Source organism: Micromonospora sp. NPDC047738, assembly GCF_040642675.1.
Taxonomy (GTDB): domain Bacteria; phylum Actinomycetota; class Actinomycetes; order Mycobacteriales; family Micromonosporaceae; genus Micromonospora.
Window position 1 is genome coordinate 56,493 of record NZ_JBEYSO010000016.1, and the last position, 19,383, is coordinate 75,875.

Genomic DNA, 19,383 nt, shown 5'->3' on the forward strand with positions numbered 1-19,383 from the left:
CGGCCACAGCGAAAGGAGATGTCATGACCGATCCGATCACTACCGAAATCCTCGAGCTCGGGCGGCGCTGGGCCGAAGCCGAGCAGCGCGCGGACGTCGAGACGCTCGACGCGCTCGCCGTCGCCGACTTCGCGATGGTCGGGCCGTTGGGCTTCGTCCTGGACAAGCAGCAGTGGCTGGACCGGTACCGCACCGGCGACCTGATCACCGCGTCGCTGGCCTGGGACGAGGTCGCGGTGCGCCCGTACGGCGATGCGGCCGTCACAATCGGACGTCACACTCAGCAGGCCAGCTACCGTGGGCAGCCGTCGGACGGGCAGTTCCGTGCGACGCACATCGCCGTCCGCGCGGGCGATCGGTGGCAGCTCGCCGGCATTCAGCTCAGCCCGATCGGTGCCTTCCGACCCCCGGTAGGAACCTGACGCCATGGCCGTACAGCTCAACCATACGATCGTCCATGCGCACGACGCCGCCGCGTCGGCGAGGTTTTTGGCCGACATCCTGGGCCTGCCAGAGCCGGCCCCGTTCAGCCACTTCATGGTCGTCCAACTCGACAACGACGTCTCGCTGGACTTCCTGGCCGTCACCGACGTGCGGCCGCAGCACTACGCGTTCCTCGTCGGCGAGTCCGACTTCGACGCGATCTTCGGCCGGATCCGCGAGCGCCGCTTGCCGTACTGGGCTGATCCTTTCCACCGGCACGCCGGCCAGATCAACACCAACGACGGCGGTCGCGGCGTGTATTGGGAAGATCCGAACGGCCACAGCCTGGAGATCATCACCCGTCCCTACGGCAACGGAGGTTGACGTGGCCTACCCCGAGCTCAGGTACCACCGCGACATCGCGAACTGAGCGGCCCGGTTCACCACCTGGCCACCGGCACCCGGCGGCTTCCTGTTCGTTCCCGAGCGTGACGTGTACGCGTTCGGCAACGAGTCAGGCGAGCGCGCGTGTCAGGAGGCGGCGAGGTTGCGGCCTCCTTCGTGACCCGCTGCGCGACGTTCGCCGACCTGGGCATCGATCACGTCAGCGTCATCACGACCGGGCCATGGACGACCGAGGGCGTCGCCACGCTCGTCGAGGCCGCAGACCAGGTCGCCGCGTTCGATGCTGTGCGGTAACGCAAGAGTTCCCAAACCGTCAGCGCGCGCCCGTAGAGGAGAGAGCAATGAGCAAAGTGATCTGCGACCTGTCGATCTCGGCCGATGGTTACTCCGCCGGGCGCAACCAAACCGAGGAGCGCCCGTTCGGTGACGACGGCGGAGACGGCTGGGGCAACAAGCTGCACGCCTGGATCTTCGAAACCCCCGAGGAGAACCGGGCCGAGGTCGACCAGAGGGCGGTACCCAGCGCATTCATCATGGGACGCAACATGTTCGGCCCCTTGCGTGGCGAGTGGGATCGGAAGTGGACGGGCTGGTGGGGCGACAAGCCGCCGTTCCACGCTCCGGTCTTCGTGCTCACCCACTACCCGCGCGACTCGCAGCCGATGGACGGCGGCACCACGTTCCACTTCGTCACCGACGGAATCGAATTCGCCTTGCGACAGGCCCGCGAGGCGGCCGGGGACGGCGACGTATCGATCCTGGGTGGCGCGACCACGATCAACCAGTACCTCGCCGCCGGCCTGATCGACGAGCTGCGGTTGCACATTGTGCCGTTGACGCTCGGCGGCGGCACGCGGCTCTTCGACGGCGTCCCGCCGCTCAATCTCGAGCAGGTGGAGTCGCGGGCGGCCAGCTCGGTCACGCACGTGACCTATCGCTTGCCACGAGACACCCGGAGGACATCGTGACGACCACGCCGGACCGACCATCGCGCTGCCCGGCCGCCCGCCCGTGGTCGACCTGACCACCTGGCAGCCGACTCGCGACTCGCTTCTGGTCCGCGAGCAGGCCCACACCCGCGAGGGCGTTGCCATCGCCGCGGCCCGCCGCCGCCTGCCGATAGCCACCTGGGGCCCGACCAGCCGGCCCGTACCGCAGTGGACCTGCCCCGGCGCAGCCCTCGGGGAGTCCCTCGGCCGGCACGGCCACCATTTCTGAAGGGCCTTCGTCGACGGCGTCGGCAAGGTGTTTGGTGCCGGGCCGAGCCCACGGTGCCGTCCCCACAATCAACGGTTTGGAGACCACGGTGCAACCCGTCTTCCGGTTCTGCGTCCATCTCCTCGAGATGGTCGTGGCCATGCTGGCCGGCATGTTCGCGCTCGGACCACTGTGGGCATTTGCGCTGCCTGGCGCGATCGAGCAGACGGACGTGCACACGCTGACGATGGCGACCGACATGGCCATCGGCATGGCGGTGTGGATGCGCGTACGCGGCCACGGTTGGGCCGGCATCGGCGAGATGACCACCGCGATGTACGCGCCGTTCATCGTGCTGCTCGTGCCGTACTGGTTCGGCGCCGTCTCTGCCGGTGTCGTCATGACCGGAGGCCACGTGCTGATGGTGATCGCGATGGTCGCGGTCATGCTGCGGCGGCGGTCGCAGTACACGCACGGCGGGCACCGGCTGCCGCGCGTCTTGGTACGGATCGGCTCGGTGGCCGTGCCGCGGACGTGGTTGTGGTGCCTGCCATGCCGCGCACCGACGAGCCGGCGGTACTCGACTTCCTCCGGCGGCAGGCCGGCGGCGGCGCGTTGATACTCAGCGTGTGCGTGGGCGGCGGTGTCGCCGCGGCAGCCGGGGTGCTCGACGGGCACACCGCGACGTCGCACTGGTACTACCTGGACGGCCTGGAGAAGGACTTCCCTGAGGTGCGGTGGCAGCGCGGCGTCCGCTACGTCGACGACGGTCAAGTGATCAGCACGGCCGGCGTGCTCTCCGGCATCGACGGCACGCTGCGGGTGATCGAGCGCCTGGCCGGCACGAACGTGGCCGCCGTCGCGGCAGAGGCCGTGGGCTGGCGCCACTACTCACCCGGAACGCCGCTGCCGATTCCCGTGCAGCGCTTCGGTGCCGGCGACGCGATCGCCGCACTGAACCGGTCGTACCGCTGGGACGCGCCGACGGCCGGAGTCCTGCTGACGGAGGGCGTCGGTGAGCTCGAGCTCGCCTCGGTGTTCGTCACCTACACCGAGGCCGTCTACGCCGCCCGGACGCTCGCCGTGTCGTCAGGGGCCACAACCGTCCGCTCCCGGCACGGGCTGACGTTCGTGCCCCGCGCGACGCTCGCGGACGCAGCGCAGCTGGACCGGCTGCTGGTCCCCGGCGCAGCGACCGCCGCCCGGCATGACGCGCCCACGACGCACGACCTCCGGCCGACGTATCTGCACGCGGCGCCCGGGTTCGCCTCCGACGGGCCGCTGCGCGACATCGCGGCGAACGTCGATGTCGCCTCGACGGCGTGGCGGGCCAAACTGCTGGAGTATCCCGCCGGAGACATCACGCTCATTGGCCGGGGCTGGCCCTGGGAGCGCACCCTCCGCCCGGTCGTCCTGGCACTGGCCGGCCTGGCCCTGCTCGCCGGTGGGCTGGCCGTCCGGCGGCGCTGGGCACGCCGGCCGGCGCAGCTGGACGGCCACCGCGCTCCGGCGGAGGTGGCGTGATCAGTAGTTCGAACCGTCGGGGATGCGCCGCGGACCGAGCCAACGCCGACGTGACGGCGGCTGAGATTCGCCCGCTGGGATTCGCCCTGTGGGGTCGATACCAGAAATAGGGGCCGCAAAGGTCACCGGGATTGGCGAGCGACGCGGCGAGGCACTCACACCAGAGCGCATCGGCGTGGCCACGAAGCGTGGTGTGCGGATACGGTTGCGGCCCACCCCAGCGGGCTCCCGCCCCACCCCGACCCCGGAGTTCCGGATGCACCGGTCGCTGTCCAACCTGACGGAACGGATCGAACGCACTCTCCACGAACGGCTCATCCCGGCGCTATACCGGGACGCCGAACCCGTACACGTCGAGGCGGCACACCTGCCCGGCGAGCCGGTGCCGGCAAGTGAGGGACTGGCGATGGCGTACGCGCCCTTCGCGGTGGGCCAGCCGTGGGGGCGCGCCTGGAGCACCACGTGGTTCCGGTTCACCGGAGAGGTGCCGGCGCGGATGCGCGGCGGCCGGGTCGAACTCCTCGTCGATCTCGGGTTCGAGCGGGCCGGGCCGGGATTCCGGTCCGAGGGCCTCGCGTACACGGCCGACGGAACGCCGATCAAGGGCATCGAGCCACGGACGGCGTATGTACCGATCGCCCGGCCCGCCGCCGGTGGCGAGCGGGTCGAGGTGTACGTCGAGGCGGCTGCCAACCCCCGGTTCGACGGCAATGTCTCCCCGCTCGGTGACCCGGAGACGGTTCCCGACCGCCCGCTCTATCGGCTGGACCGGGCGGAGCTCGCGGTGCTGGACGAGGAGGTGCACGCGCTCGTCCTGGACGTACAGGTGTTGCACCAGTTGGCGCTGCAACTGGCCGAGACGGACCCCCGGCACCACGAGATCCGCCGGGCCCTGGAACTGATGCTCGACGAGCTCGACGTCGCCGATGTCTCCGGCGGGGCCGCCGCCGCCCGCGCCCGCCTGTCCGGCGCGCTCGCGTCCCCCGCCGTGCCGAGCGCCCACCGGGTCACCGCCGTCGGGCACGCCCACATCGACTCGGCCTGGCTCTGGCCGGTACGCGAGACCATCCGCAAGTGCTCCCGGACCTTCTCCAACGTCGTGGCGCTCGCCGACGAGTACCCGGAACTGGTCTTCGCCTGCTCCTCCGCGCAGCAGTACGCGTGGCTGCGGGAGCACCACCCGAAGGTGTACCGCCGCGTCGCGGAGAAGGTGGTCACCGGACAATTCCTCCCCGTCGGCGGCATGTGGGTGGAGGCCGACACCAACATGCCGGGCGGCGAGGCGATGGTGCGCCAGTTCACCCAGGGCAAGCGCTTCTTCGCCGCCGAGTTCGGCGTCGAGCCGCAGGAGGTCTGGCTCCCCGACTCGTTCGGCTACTCGGCGGCGCTGCCGCAGCTCGCCCGGCTGGCCGGGTTCCGCTGGTTCCTCAGCCAGAAGATGTCCTGGAACCAGACCAACCGCTTCCCGCACCACACCTTCTGGTGGGAGGGCATAGACGGAAGCCGGGTCTTCACCCACTTCCCGCCCGCCGACACGTACAGCTCGGAGCTGTCCGGAAAGGATCTGGCGTACGGGGTGAGCAACTTTGCCGAACACGGGCGCTCCTCCGTGTCCCTGCTGCCGTTCGGCTACGGGGACGGCGGGGGCGGCCCGACCAGGGAGATGCTCGAAACGGCCCGGCGGGTGGCCGACCTCGAAGGCTCACCCAGGGTCGCCATTCGCACCCCCGCGGAGTTCTTCGCCGAGGCGGAGCGGGAATACCCGGACGCCCCGGTGTGGAGCGGCGAGATGTACCTCGAACACCACCGGGGCACGTACACCAGCCAGTCGGCGATGAAACGCGGCAACCGGCGCACCGAGCACCTGCTACGGGAGGCCGAGTTGTGGTCGTCCGTCGCGGCGCTGCGGACCGGCCGTCCGTACCCGTACGCCGAACTCGACGCCATCTGGCAGGAAACGCTGCTGCTGCAGTTCCACGACATCCTGCCCGGCAGCTCGATCGCCTGGGTGCACCGCGAGGCGCGGCAGACGTACGCGAAGCTGGCGGACCGGCTGGAAGGGATGATCGACGCGGCGCTGACCGCCCTGACCGGCCCCGGGTCGGTGCCGTTGATCGCGAACGCCGCGCCACAGGAGCGGGACGGCGTACCGGCGCTCGGGGTCTCAGCGGGCCGCGACGGCGGCGCCCCAGAGGTGTCGGTGCGGTCCGGACCGGACGGCACGGTGCTGGACAACGGCCTGCTCCGGGTGCGCCTCGACCCCGACGGGACGGTGTCCGCGATCCGCGACCTGGTCGCCGACCGCGACGTGCTTCGGCCCGGCGCCGCAGCCAACGTCCTGCAACTGCACCCGGACACACCCAACAAGTTCGACGCCTGGGACATCGACGACTTCTATCGCAACCGACGCCGCGACCTGACCGAGGTCACGAAAATCGTGGTCGAGGCGGACGATCCCCGGCAGGCCCGGGTCCGGGTGACCCGCGACGACCGGAACTCCGCGTACGTCCAGACCGTGTCGCTCGCGGCCGGCGAGCGCGTGCTGCGCTTCACCACCGAGGTGGACTGGCACGAGCGGGACACGCTGCTCAAGGTCGCATTCCCGATCGACGTCCAGGCCGCGCAGTCCAGTTCGGAGATCCAGTTCGGCCACGTACAGCGACCGACCCACACCAACACATCGTGGGACGCGGCGAGGTTCGAGATCTGCGCACATCGGTGGCTGCACGTCGGGGAGCCCGGTTACGGCGTGGCGCTGGTCAACGACGGCACGTACGGCCACGACGTGACTCGCCAACCACCCGGTGACGTACTGGGGGCGCAGCCGACCACGGTACGACTCTCCCTGCTGCGCGGTCCCCGCTACCCCGACCCGAACACCGACCAGGGCTCGCACCATTTCGGGTACGCGCTGGTCTGCGGCGCAGAGATCGCCGACGCCGTGCGCGAGGGCTACCGGGCGAACCTGCCGATCCGCCGGCACCTGGGCGCGCGACCGGCCGCTCCGCTGATCGAGATGACCAACCCCGCTGTCGTGGTGGAGGCCGTGAAGCTGGCCGACGACCGGTCCGGTGACGTGATCATCCGGCTCTACGAGGCGCACGGCGGCCGCGCCCGTACCCGGCTCACCGCATCGTTCGATCTCGCCGAGGTGCGGGTCTGTGACCTGCTCGAACGGGACGACGCCGAGGTCAGCGCGCTCGCCCCGGTCTCGGTCGAGGGCAACGTGGTGGATCTCGCCCTGGGACCGTTCCAGGTCGTCACCCTCCGGCTTCGCCCGGCACAAGGCTGATCCCGACCCCCGTCTGACCGTCTCACCGGGGTCGGCGCGATGACGTCCAGCCTTGCTGGTGCAGCCATTCGGCGTCCAGCAGCAGGTCCAGCGCGAACTCGAGCTCGAACTGGTCGTCGCAGCCCTGCCCCACGACCGAGGCGTTGTCATGGGACGCCGCTGTGGCGATCTCCGCGAGGTGCGGGAACCGGGCCGCGGGCATCTGACCTGCCAAGCACCACCCCGACCAGGGCCAGATCGTCCCCCGAAGGGCAACCCGGGAGGACGTGCGCGCCGTGGTCAGGTACGGCCGCCGAGGCAGGCTCGGTGGCCGTACCTTCCAGTCGGCGCTAGCGGAGGACGACCCTGCCGGCACCGGCCCAAGCGGCCCACTGGGACGGGTCGCCGACGCTGGCGCCCCACTGGGACGGGTCGCCGGCGCTGGCGGCGTTGGCTGCCAGGACCAGGCTGATGGCCGTCATCAGCGCCACGATCAGGACGCGAATCGACTGCTTCACGCTGCTACCTCTCGCACTCTGCGCCCGGTCCGTCCGGGGTCGCCCTCAGGTTCGCCCAGACGACTTGACCGACAGTTACCGCCGGCTTGCGCCGGTGGTCATGGCGGGTGGCTCGGGTGCTAGTCGCGTCCAAGTCCTCGGCAAGTGCCGGCGGCGACTCTCTCCCTGGCTCGGTCGGCCCTGGCCCGACCGGCGACGAGAGAAAAGGGTTGATGTGAACAGGTGGCGACGGGCGGCAGCGGCCGCCCTGGTAGCGGCGACGGCGGTGACGGGCCTGGTGGCTGTCGGGTCACCGGCGTACGCCAACAGCAACGCGTTGTGGGTCGGGAAGATCGGCGAGACGCACGGGACGTTCGGTGCCAACGCGGCGATCCGGGTCTGGGGCGACCTGGCATTCAAGAATTCCGGGTGCCCGGAGGACGGGGTGCCGGACTTCGTCTACCCGACCAGCGATGTCTACATCGTGGTGCCCGGGACGGCCATGGGGCACCTGGTCGACGTGACCGGCGGCAAGCCGAACACGGTCGTGCAGTACGGCTCGGTGTTCGACGACGAGATCATCGGGATCACCACGCCAGCCGGCCGCCTTCCCGCCGGCGAGTTCGACGTGGTGTTCGACACCTGCCAGGACGGCGTGTTCCAGCCCGAGGACGACGCGGTGTTCTCCCGGGCCATCAAAGTGGAGATTCCCGCCGAGCTGCCACCGCCCGATGCGGCGTTGACGTCGCTGAAGGCTGCGGCGTACCAGGAGTACGAGTCCTGGAAGAACACCCAGCGGATCATGAACGGGGTGTGGAAGCTGGTCCAGAAGGCGCTCAAGAACGGCTGCAAGGCCGGCAACCCCACCGCCTGCGCGCTCAAGTACGGCAACTACTTCAATCCGATCCAGGAGCAGTTCAACGGGCTGCTGCTCAACCAGGGCCAGCACTACCTGGGCATCTACGAAGATCCGCCAAACCCGGACTTCGACCAGCCGGTGGTGCCGGGCAAGGCGGGCGCGTCGAGCGACGCGATCGCTGGTGAAGGCGCGCTCGTCGAGGCGCTGCTGCGCTCGGTCGAGGCGTACAAGGGTGCCCAACACGCGGGCAGCGGGGAATGGGCCCTGGTGCACGCCCGCGAGGTCCGCGACCTGCACCACGCCCTGGCAGGGCAGCTCGCGGCGACATCGCGCCAGCTCGGCGACCTCAAGGCGCGCTACGCCGACGAGAACGCCAAGGATGGTCTCGCCTTCGGGCACCAGTTCCTGAGCCGGATCCGGCAGCAGGGCTTCACTCCCGACGAGCGGCGCACGCTGCGCCACAACGGGATGACCCCACCCCAGATCACCGCGCTCGAGGTGGACATCCGCAACGCGTACGTGCCCGCCTACACGCCGGCCAACGTCCGGGAGGTCCTGGACGCGCAGGTGGCCACCCACGGCAAGACGGTGGCGGCGGTCAACGCGGGCCGCACCGCCTGGAGCGCCATCGTGGACGCGTTGGCGGGCGACCCGCGCGTGCCGGACACCCGCCCGGTCGGCAACGCCGGTGGCCCGTACACCTCGAACGAAGGCGCCTCCGTCACGCTGGACGCCTCCGCCTCGACGGGGACGAAGCCGCTGGCGTACGCCTGGGATCTGGACGGCGACCGTGACTTCGACGACGCGACCGGCGACAAGCCGGCCGTGGTCTTCGACGAGCCAGGTACGGCGTTGGTGGGCCTCCGGGTGACCGACAGCGCCGGCCGCGAGGCGTACGGCTGGACCAGCGCGACCGTGCAGCGCAAGGGGGCCGACCCGCAGCTGCCGGGCGCCACGCCGGACACCGTCCAGCGAATGGTCGAGACCGGCGAAGCGGCCGAATTCAAGGTCACCGCGACCGACGACGGTGGGACGCCCGCCGTGACGTGGACGGTGGACGGCAAGGCGGCCGGAGACGGCAGATCCCTGTCCTGGACCGCTCCGGGCACGCCTGGTGCACACGAGGTGGTCGCCACGGCGACGGACGAGGACGGCCACACGGCGACGCGAGGCTGGGACGTCCTCGTACACAAGGCCGACGGGGACGGCGACGGGTGGACGTTGACCACCGACTGCAACGACACCGACGCGGCCGTGCATCCCGGCCAGATCGAGTTCCTCGGCAACGGCGTGGACGACGACTGCGATGCCGGCTCCCCGGACGCGCCGCCCGGCGGCCTGACCGGCGACATGTACGGCTGGGGCAGCAACACGCAGGGCCAGATCGGCAACGGCAAGATCGGCACCAACTACACCAAGCCGACCAAGTCGGTGTTGCCGGCGAACGTCGTCCAGGTCGAGATGGGCTCGGCCACCGGTTACGCCGTGCTCGCCGACAGCACCGTCCGGGCTTGGGGCTATCAGCACGCCGGCGAAATCGGCGATGGGACGACCAACGCCCGGCTCCAGCCGGTCCAGCCGCTCGGTCCGGGCGGGCAGGGCCTGCTGTCCGGTGTGCGCCAGCTCTCCGCGACGTCCGACCACGTCGCCGCGGTCCGCACCGACGGGAAGGTGCTGACCTGGGGCCGCAACGCCGCGGGCAACCTCGGCAACGGGGCCAGCAGCGGGAATCGCTCCTTCCCGGACTACGTCCTCGCCGACGCCCAGGGCAACCACCTCACGGGCGTACGCGACGTGCAGACCGGCGTCTCGTCCGACTACGCCCTCATGGAGGACGGCACCGTCATGGCGTGGGGCCGGGTCAACTGTGACGGCTCAGGCGCCCTGGAGGACACCCTCTATCCGGCGCGTATCCCGGACCTCACCGACGTCCGGCAGATCGCCGTGTCTCCGGCGATCGTGCTGTTCCTGAAGAAGGACGGCACGGTGCTCTCCTGCGGCGGGACCGACGTACAGCTGGGCCGCAAGTGGAACCAGTCGGATCCGGCGACGAGCCCGTGGCTTCCGCGGCCGGTTGACACCCTCGGCCGAGCCAGCAAGGTCGTGGACATCACGATCTCGGGCGATCAGGCCGTGGTGTTGAAGGAGAACGGCGCGGTCTGGATGTGGGGCGAGAACACCAATGCCGGGCTCGCACCGATCCTCGGCGACCGGAAGGGCACGCTGCTGGTGCCGACCCAGGCGCCGATGCCAGCCGGTCCGCCGATCGTCGGGATCGACAACGGCGACTCACCTACCACGCTGGCCATCCGCGCGGACGGCTCGATGATCGTCTGGGGCGGTAACACGTTCGGTGCCGCCGGTACGGGGACCTCCGGGTTCGTCTTGGCACCGGCTGTGGTCCCGATCGACGGCCAGGCGGTCCTGCAGGTCTCCGCCAGCGGCTGGAACGGCCTCGCGCTCACCCGACCGAAGGCAGATCCGGACCTGGAACTGCCCGCGTCGTGGGTGAACGCGACGGTGGACGACGCGACGCTGTCCGAGGCGAACGGCGGAGCCTTCACCGTCAAGCTCGACCAGGCGCTCAGCGACGACGTCGCGCTGAACTGGGCGCTGCAGCCCGGCACCGCCGGCGAGGACGACGTGACGCTGGGCACCGGCACCGTGGTGGTGCCGGCCGGGCAGATGCAGGCGTCGATACCGGTCGAGGTCGCCGACGACGCCATCGACGAGGACGACGAGACGATCACCTTGGCGTTGACCGGAGCCCGGCTAGGCCTCACGATCACTCGGGCCCAGGCCACGGGCACCATCGCCGACAACGACGAACCGCCGGTGGTCACCGTGCAGCACGCGTCCGTCGTGGAGGGTGGCACCAGCCTGACCGACACACCCGTCACCTTCCGGCTGTCAAAGCCGAGCGGCAAGGAGGTCGTGGCCGCGTACGCCACCGCCGACGGCACCGCCAAGGCCGGCGACGACTACGTCGCATCGGCGGCGATGATCCGATTCGCACCCGGTGAGGCGGAGGACGTGGTCCACCTGGCGGTGAACGGCGACGCGATCCAGGAGCCGGACGAGACCTTCACGGTCTCCGTCGGCGAGGTCACCAACGGCACGGCCGGCGAGTCCGGCACGGTCACCGTGAAGGACGACGAGGTACTCACCGTATCGGTGGCCGCACCCATCATCACGGAAGGCGAGACCGGGGACTTCGTCGTCACCGTCGACCCAGCCCCGCTCCCCGGCACGACCGTGTCGGTGCCGTGGACCCTGGTAGAGCCCGAGCCGAAGGCCGGGTCCGGCGACAAGCCGGGCGACATCGTCGCCGCCGGCGGGACGCTGCGCCTCACCGCGCAGCAGCCGGTCGGAGTGGTCACCGCAACGACGGTCGACGACACGGAGGTTGAGCCGCCGGAGCCGTTCCTGCTCAAGCTGGGCGACCTCACCGCCTCCGATGGGCGAACGGTGCACCGCGGCGAGAGCGCTGCGGCCTGGATCACCGACAACGACAAGGCGAACCAGCCGCCCGTCGTCGATGCTGGCGACAGCGTGACCGCCGTGGAGGGGTCGGCGGTGGCGCTGGCCGGTTCGGTCAGCGACGACGCGGCAGGCGTCACCTCGTCGTGGGCGGTTGACGGGCCGTGCACCGTCACCGGCGAGGGCGTTCAAGCGACGGTGACATGTCGTGACGAGGGCACGTTCGTGGCGACCCTCACCGCGACGGATGTGGCGGGGGCCGCGGCGTCCGACAGCACCACCGTGACCGTCACCAACGCCTCCCCCGTGCTCGGTGCGGTGTCTGTCGACGCCGCCGGCGCGCGAATCGAGTTCACCGACGCCGGCGTGGACGACCAGCACACCTGCACGGTGCAGTGGGGCGACGAGACGACCCCCGGCGTGCTCGCCGGGGCGCTGTCGCCGTGCTACCTGCCGCACCAGTACCGCCCGGGCACGTTCACCGCGACGGTGACCGTCAGCGACAATGACGGTGGTTCGGCATCGGTAACCCGTACCGTCACGGTCCAGGCGCCTGCCTGGCCCTTCCGTGGGTTCCTGCCTCCGGTGGACAACCCACCGGCGGTCAACGTGGTCAACGCCGGCCGGGCCATCCCGATCAAGTTCGGGCTCGGCGGATACCGCGGCATGGACATCCTGGCGCCGGGGTCGCCCGCCTCGGGCCCCGTCAGCTGCGGTGGCGGCGAACCCAACTCCCTCGAGGAGGCCGACGCCGCCAATGGATCGTCCGTGTCGTACGACGCGAACGGCGACCACTACACCTACGTCTGGAAGACCGACAAGACGTGGGCAGGACAGTGTCGCCGGTTGATCGTCACCCTCGCAGACGGCACCCAGCACTGGGCCGAATTCCGGTTCCGCTGAACACCCCAGGAAGGTTGACGTCGTGTCCGTCGAACGGCCGGTCGGGAGACCGAGCTAGTCCGTGAGGCGCGACCGCGCAGACAGGAGCCCGGCACCGAGGGTGGTGCCGGGCTTCTGCCTACCCCACGTTCAGTGGTTTCGATATCCCGCGCAGGCGACTACGGGTGACCATCGTGGTAGCTCAACCAGGCCCGCGAACTCGGGCAGCAGCCCCGGCAGCAGGCTCAAGGCAACCCACTGGCGGCCGGCCTGGTCGCCTTCGGCGCCGGCCTGCTGGTCTCCGCGCTGATCCCACCCAGCCGCTCCGAGCGGCAGTGGGCCGGCCAGGCCAAGGAAATGGCCCGCCAGCACTCCGGCGAACTGCGCGAGCAGGCCAGCCAGGTCGGCCACCAGATGCGGGACAACCTGCGCGAGCCCGCGAAGCACGCGGCCCAGTCGATCGGATCCACCGCCGTACGCGGCGCGTCCGCCGTTCAGGGCCAGGCCAAGTCGGCTGCCCAGCAGGTACAGGGGCAGGCACAGGGAGCTGCGGGTGAGCTTCGGCAGGGCTGAGCCAGGTGCGGCGACGGGGCGGGCCGGCATCAGCAGGCCCGCCCCGCCGCCAAGCCTGGTTGGCTTGGCGGCCACCGCTAGGCCCAACTCCGCGACAGCAGAAACTAGCGGCGGACTCGGATCGGACGGTAGTAGATGTAGGTCTGGATCCAGGTCAGGTATCCGCCGAACTTCGGGACCGGTATGGGGATCCAGGGCGTCGTCTTGCAGCGCCACACGCAGTGCTTGGTCTTGAAGGAGAACGACCGCTTGGTGAGGATCTGGTAACCGACGATCCAGGTGCGACGCTTGCTGGTGTATATCCAGCGGAACAGGCGCATGTCGCGCTGCCGGAACTTGATATACACGCGGTAGATGCCCCGCTTGATCTGTTTCCAGCCGCTCTGCCACACCTTGTTGGGGAGCCACTGCCACTTCCCCGTGGCGTACTGCCCGTTGAGGTCGGTGCAGTTGACCGGGTCGCCGACGCAGTACTCGTAGTTGTTCGCACTGCCACCCGGCACCGGATCGACCTGCAGGAACCGGCCGGTGGTGGGGTTGTAGAGGCGGACACCCATCAACAGGATCCCGCCCGGCGTGTCGGCGGCGCGTTGTTCGGCGCCGAGCCAGCCGTACCGCTGGTTGCCCACGTTCGTCGAGTCGAGCGGGGTGCCGTACTCGGTGGCCTCGCTGGTCCTGCTCAGGCCGGCGTCGTTGCCGCTGATGGCGGCGACGATGTCACCGTGCAGGTTGGCGATCTGCCAGTCGACCACGCCGGTGTCGCTGTTCCAGGTCCCAGCCACGCCGGCCAGCCCGCTGACCGTGCGGGTGTAGGTGCTCGGCGTCTCCTGCGTCCAGACCGGGCTGTCCTCGTCGTCCGCGTAGTGGTGGATTGACGTGGCGGCCGCACCCGAGACGTTGTCGGTCCACGACCGGACCCGCTCGCCCTCGACGTCGATCAGGTAGTCGGTCGTGCGTCCGCCCTGGGTGATGGTGTCGACCAGGTCGGTGGCGTGGTAGGTGACGGTCACGTTGCCGCCGGCCGGGTTCGCGGTGTCGGCCGCCGGGACGGTGGTGGTGCGGGCGAGCGTGTCGTAGGTGTACCCGGCGGTGTTGACCCGGTCCGCGGTGTCGTAGGTCCAGGCCCGGGTGGCCGCCGCCGTCGTGGTCTGGCACGACCCGTCCGAGGCCGGGGCGTACTCCGTCGACGACTTGCGGTTGGTGGCCGCGTCGAAGGCGTACGCCCGAGTGGTGCAGCGATCTCCCAGGATGTTGCGGACCTGGGTCAGCCGACCGGCCGGGTCGTAGGCGTACTCCTGGTTGGAGAGGGTGGAGCTGTGCACCCGCACCTGGTCGCGGGGCGAGGTCTGGACGGACTCGCGGTAGAGGGTGCAGTCCGCGGCGCCGCAGCCGGTCCTGACGTACGACCGTCCGACCTCGGCGCCGGTCGCGTCGATGTCACGGCTGACCACGACGCCGTTGGGCCAGCTCTCCGACTTCAGTCGGCCGTCCCCGTCGTAGCTGCCGGCGAACACGCCGGCCTGGCTGTCGTTGACGGAGGTGAGCAGGCCGCGTCGTTCGCTGCCGCCGTCGTAGGTGTAGGTGCGGGTGGCCTTGCCGTCGGTGCTGGTGGCAACCCGGCCGAGCAGGTCGTACGTGGTGGTCGACACGTTCCCGTCGGCGTCGGTGTACGACGTCAGCCGGCCCAGACTGTCGTAGCCGCGGATGATCTGGGCGGTTACCGTGCCACCGCTGATCGACTGGGTACGCAAGAGCTGGCCGCTGGCCTGGTCGTAGATCCTACGCACGACCGGCACGGCCGTGCCGGGGCCGGTGACCGTGGTCTCGTAGGCCCGCCCCGCGCCGTCGTACGTCGTGGTGGTGGTGCGCAGCGTGGCGGCACTGGTCTTCTCGGTGACCACTCGGGGCTGGTTGAACATGTCGTAGGTGGTCACGGTGGCGGGCAGCTCCGGTCCGCCGGCCGCCTGGCCGCCCGGCTGCACCCGGCAGGGCAGGTTCGCCCATTCGGGCCGGAGGTCGCACTCGCTGTAGCCGGAGCCGGAGGTGGCCCGGTAGTTGATCGCGCGGGTGGTGGCCGGGGTGTTCGTGCTGGTGCCGCCCGCCGGGGTGGTGTTCAGCACCTCCAGCCCGGTGCCCGGGTCGTAGGTGCTGCGGGTGGTCTGGCCAAGGCCGCCGGGGTCCACGGTGGTCACCGTCGGCTCGCGCAGGGACCAGTCGTACTTCGTCGTGGTGGTGCGCAGCTCGGCGTCGGTCTCGGTGCCGGTCGGTCCCCAGTAACGCACCAGCTCTTCCTGCTTGGTGACCAGGTTGTACGGGCCGCCCGTGAGCGGCGCACCCTCGTCGTAGGTGCTCCGGGTCATCGGTCGGCCGCGTACCGTGCTGCCGTCGGCCAGCATCACGTCCCGCTCGGGATTGAGGGTGTAGAGCAGCCGCTGCCCGTCGCTGCTGAAGACATTGCGGGTGGAGTAGCTCTGCGCCAGCATCGTCTCCCGTGCCGCATCGTCGGTGGACGAGTCGGCCAGTGCCCGGGCCCGGTTGGCCGCCGTCAGCGAACGCACGGTGTTGCCGAACTCGTCGTACCAGGTGGCGGCGAGGTATCCGCCCGGCGCGGCGGCGTTGACCTCGCGGGCGTTGGCGTCCAGGTACGTCAACGATGCGCGCTCCCAGGACGAGGGCATGGTGCCGGTGGCCGGGTTGCCGTTCGGTATCTGGTTGGCCGGGAAGATGGCCGTCGCGTCGGTCGGCGCTTCCGGCTGACCCCACCGGGCGGTCTGCCCGGGCGACAGGTCGTACGGCGCACCGGCGCCCGAAAGCGGCACCTGGTAGACCACGGCGCTCGTCGCAGTACCCGCGGCGAGGGCCGTGCGGGTCACCTTGTGCAGCCGTCCCGCGCCCGGGTCACCCGGGACCGTGGTGTAGCTGAACTGCCACGACTCCTCGCCCACCGGCTTGGTCGCGGTGAGCACACCGGTGGCGTCGTAGTCGTACGTCTTCCACAGGTGCCGGGTCGTGCCGGCGTCGGTCCAGTCCAGCCGCGGATCCCAGGCGGCACGGAGCCGGCCGGTGTTGTCGTATGCGTACCGGGCCAGTGGCACGGTACGCATGGCCGGGGTGGGCAGATCCGGGTCCCAGGCGGTGAAGGAGATCTCCTTGACCCGGCCCGGGTGGTCACCCCAGGTGGCCTCGGTGGTGCCGGTCGCGGTGGCGGTGGTGGCGTAGGTGAAGGTCAGCGCTCGGCAGCCCCGGGTCAGGGTGGCGCAGTTGACCCCGTCCGGCACCGGTGCCAGCATCCGGGTCGGCCGGACCACCTCCGCTCCGGCAACGGTGACCCGCTCCCAGCTGTACGTGGTGGTCTGGTTGCTGGCTGACTCGGCCACCAGGGTCGGGAAGTACTTGCCGGTCGCGGTGCCCGCGACGCGGGTGAAGCTCACGGTGTCGCCGTCCTCGTCGGTGAGGGCGTAGGAGTCGGTCGCGCTGTCGTACGTCAACGTCATCGACTCCAGCCCGATCTCCGGGTCGAAGGCGGTGCTGGTGCGTTTGGTGAAGCCGATGGTGTCGCCGTCCGGCAGACCCACCTGCACCAGCGACCCGAACACGGTCAGCGACGTGTAGTTGGCCTCAGCCCCGTCCACCGTCGCACCGGACACCCAGCCCGGGCCGAACATGTTCGCCGAGTCGGTCTCCGTCGCCCGTCGGCTGTGGTACGAACGCTCCACGGTCAGTTCGGTGCCGTACGAGGCCACCGACACATCGCTGTCCGACAGGGTGTAGTTGCCGGTGATCAGGTTCACCTCACCCGGACCGATCTTCTCGGCCGCCGCGGACGCCTGGTTCCGGTCAAAGGTGATCTTCACTGCGCCCGAGGAGGCGGCCGTACCGCCGGTGAAGCTGCCCCGTACCTGCAGGGGGCCGTCCCGGGGCACCTGCTGGACGTCCACCGCGGCGAGGGTGGCCTCGACGTCCCAGTTCAGCTTCGGGAACTGGCCCCCGCCGCTGGTCGGCAGCGGCCAGATCACCGCCCCGCCCCCGGCCGCGACCGTCACGTGCCCGGCCGGGATGTTGGTCCACGTGTCGCTGTCGCCACGCCGCCACTGGTATGTCACCCCGGTCGCATCCGGCCGTCCCACCCCGCTGATCGCGGTCTTCGCCGCGGTGATGTCACCGGTCTTCGGTGCGGTCACCGCGCCGCCGCCGACCGAGAACGCGTAGGAGCGGATCGGCGACAGGTTACCCGCCCGGTCGCGGGTGCGTACGTACAGCGTGTGTGGGCCGTCCGAGGTCGGCGTGATCGAAATGGTGGTGGCGGCACCGAGACTGGGCGCGTTCACGGTCTGGTTCGGCGGGTTGACGTCCACGCCGTACTCGTAGGCCGACACGTCGGCGATGCCGCCGGCGCCGAACGTGAAACCACCGGCAGTGCCCGCCGCGCCGGACCACGCGCCCGAGGGGTAAGCCGTCGATGACACCGACGGCGCCACCCCGGGCGCCTCCGTGTCCACCGTGAACTCACACCACTGCGACCACGAACCCGCCTTCGTGCCGTCACTGCCCTGTACCCGCCACGCGTACGAGCCGTCCTCCACGAACGCGCCAGGCGGCACGTTCGTCGCCAACCACGACCCGGACGCGCCCGGCCCCTCCGTGGCCGAACCGATCAGCGACCCGCCCGCGACGGACCACTCGAACGTGGCGTAGACCGACGCCGCCGCGGAATCGGTGATCTGTGCCCGCAACTGCGGAGTCAAACTCGCGATGTACGGCCGCTGCGCCCCGGTGGCGCACACCGTCGTCGGCGCGGTCGCCATCGCGGTCACCTGCGCCCCCGACTGGTAGGTGATGGTCACCGACGGCGGGTAGGTGCCCTCCTTGGAGTTGAACCGCTTCCAGGTGTAGCTGTCGGTCTCACTCGTCGCCCGGATACCGATGGTCGTTTTGGCCAGATGCCCGGTCGCGGTGCTCTGAAACACGCCGGTGACCGGGATCGTCACCCAGCCGCCACCGCAGGCGCTGCTGTAGCCCTTCGTCTGCGTCGACGTGCCCACCTGCTGCAACCAGGCCGGCTGCGCCGTCCACCGCACCGTGCTGGTGACATCACCGACCCGCCACGCCTGCCACTCCCGCGCCGTACACGAGTACGAGTGGTGATTCCACAGGCTCAGCGTCGCCGACTGCACCTGCTTGTCCCACAACCAGCTCATGTTGTCGAACCGCAGGAACGACCGTGCCTTGTCCGTTCCACCGTTGTAGGTACCCAGCTTCAGCTCGGTCGCCGTCGACTGGTCCGACGTGTACGTGTTCTGCACGAACGCGTCGAAGTTCGGCCCGATCGACTGCGACGGGTCGATCGTCACCGGATACACCGTCGACTCGTCGGCCAGGAACGTCGCGTCCGGCGTCAACACCAGCCCGGTCCGCTCGCCCAGGCCGTCCAGTCGCGTGCCCACCGGCGCGCGCCGCACGTGCTCACCCGAGGCCGGGTCCACCCGCGCGTCCCACATCAGCGCCGGCAACTCACCGACCCGCGCCGCGGTCGCCTTCCCGCCCGACGGGCGCCACGGCATCCGGAACTGCCGCACGTGCGCGGCAGCCTTGCGGTCCTTCACCACCAGCAGCTGCTCAAACCCGGTACGCGTCGCCGACACGACCAGGTCGACACCTGGACGCACCTCCGGGTACGTCGCCTTCGCGCCTTCCAGCACCGGCGCCGGCAACGCGCCCGTCCAACCCAACGTCGAACGCCGCCCCGCCGTACCCAGCGACACCAGGTCGTGCTCGCCGGGGCCGGCCGGCCCGGACAGCGTCAACCCGGCCGGGTGTGCCTTCGGCACCACCGAGCCGTCCGCCTTCCGCTGCAGGGTCAGGTCGACGTCCACCCAGCCGCCCTGGTCATCGCGCATCCGCACCGGCCCGGCGCTGACCTTCGCCTCCACCGACCCCGACGGCAACGCCCAGAACTCCGTGGTCTCCGTCGTCAGCCCGCTGATCAGCACCCGTTTGCCGGTCATCCGCGCCGTCACCACGGCCGCCGCCTCGTCGGGGCGCTCCAACGGCTCAGCCGGTTGCTGTGCCTGGGTCACCGCCGGCTTTGCCTGCGCCGGGCGCGAGACCACGCCGGCCAGCAGCGAGGCCACCAGCGTCGTGGACAGGCCGACAGCCAGCCCGTAGCCGACCTTCCCCGTGGGTAACTGATCGAGCCGAACGCCTGATCTCCGTCCGCGTGCGCGACCTCTCATCACGACCTCCCTCGGGCGCAGCCGATGGCAAATCACTGC

Annotated in this window: 12 protein-coding genes and 1 pseudogene; 9 read left to right on the forward strand and 4 right to left on the reverse strand. The window is 70.4% G+C overall.

Translation table 11 applies throughout. From position 1 onward, the window contains the following. The first annotated feature begins 23 nt into the window (after positions 1-23). The 8 genes from ABZ783_RS23380 to ABZ783_RS23415 all read left to right on the forward strand — a co-directional run bounded on the left by ABZ783_RS23380 (position 24) and on the right by ABZ783_RS23415 (position 6,841). Positions 24-422 carry a nuclear transport factor 2 family protein gene (locus ABZ783_RS23380; protein ID WP_357441696.1) on the forward strand — a complete coding sequence of 133 codons (399 nt, stop codon included), beginning with the start codon at positions 24-26 and terminating at the stop codon, positions 420-422. Between the two features lie 4 nt (positions 423-426). Further along, positions 427-807 carry a VOC family protein gene (locus tag ABZ783_RS23385; protein ID WP_357441697.1) on the forward strand — a complete coding sequence of 127 codons (381 nt, stop codon included), beginning with the start codon at positions 427-429 and terminating at the stop codon, positions 805-807. Between the two features lie 177 nt (positions 808-984). Then, complete coding sequence (locus ABZ783_RS23390; protein WP_357441699.1) at positions 985-1,122, forward strand: hypothetical protein; 138 nt, start codon at positions 985-987, stop codon at positions 1,120-1,122. 47 nt (positions 1,123-1,169) lie between these two features. Next, complete coding sequence (locus ABZ783_RS23395; protein ID WP_357441700.1) at positions 1,170-1,796, forward strand: dihydrofolate reductase family protein; 627 nt, start codon at positions 1,170-1,172, stop codon at positions 1,794-1,796. 43 nt (positions 1,797-1,839) lie between these two features. Further along, positions 1,840-2,046, forward strand: coding sequence for a DUF899 family protein (locus ABZ783_RS23400; RefSeq protein ID WP_357441701.1), 207 nt, complete (start codon positions 1,840-1,842; stop codon positions 2,044-2,046). A 76-nt stretch (positions 2,047-2,122) separates the two neighbouring features. Then, entirely contained in the window at positions 2,123-2,644 is a 522-nt protein-coding gene (locus ABZ783_RS23405; protein WP_357441702.1) for a hypothetical protein, read from the forward strand. Continuing rightward, positions 2,578-3,549, forward strand: coding sequence for a DJ-1/PfpI family protein (locus ABZ783_RS23410; RefSeq protein WP_357441704.1), 972 nt, complete (start codon positions 2,578-2,580; stop codon positions 3,547-3,549). Before ABZ783_RS23405 ends, ABZ783_RS23410 begins: the two co-directional genes overlap by 67 nt. Positions 3,550-3,742: 193 nt before the next feature. Further along, positions 3,743-6,841, forward strand: coding sequence for a glycoside hydrolase family 38 C-terminal domain-containing protein (locus ABZ783_RS23415; RefSeq protein ID WP_357441706.1), 3,099 nt, complete (start codon positions 3,743-3,745; stop codon positions 6,839-6,841). A 22-nt stretch (positions 6,842-6,863) separates the two neighbouring features. Here the strand turns inward: ABZ783_RS23415 and ABZ783_RS23420 are convergent. After that, positions 6,864-7,037, reverse strand: a pseudogene (locus ABZ783_RS23420) (TetR/AcrR family transcriptional regulator); the annotation flags it as partial. Between the two features lie 133 nt (positions 7,038-7,170). Further along, a complete protein-coding gene (locus tag ABZ783_RS23425; RefSeq protein ID WP_357441708.1) occupies positions 7,171-7,338 on the reverse strand; it encodes a hypothetical protein in 168 nt (55 codons plus the stop codon). 64 nt (positions 7,339-7,402) lie between these two features. On the opposite strand from ABZ783_RS23425, the gene ABZ783_RS23430 reads away from it, so the two are divergent. After that, the gene (locus ABZ783_RS23430; RefSeq protein WP_357441710.1) at positions 7,403-12,559 is read left to right on the forward strand and encodes a PxKF domain-containing protein; all 5,157 of its coding nucleotides are present in this window, start codon (positions 7,403-7,405) and stop codon (positions 12,557-12,559) included. A gap of 129 nt (positions 12,560-12,688) precedes the next feature. Here ABZ783_RS23430 and ABZ783_RS23435 read toward each other — a convergent pair whose 3' ends face one another. Continuing rightward, a complete protein-coding gene (locus ABZ783_RS23435; RefSeq protein WP_357441712.1) occupies positions 12,689-13,186 on the reverse strand; it encodes a hypothetical protein in 498 nt (165 codons plus the stop codon). Between the two features lie 29 nt (positions 13,187-13,215). Further along, entirely contained in the window at positions 13,216-19,344 is a 6,129-nt protein-coding gene (locus ABZ783_RS23440) for a DNRLRE domain-containing protein (RefSeq protein ID WP_357441715.1), read from the reverse strand. Between the last annotated feature and the right edge of the window lie 39 nt (positions 19,345-19,383).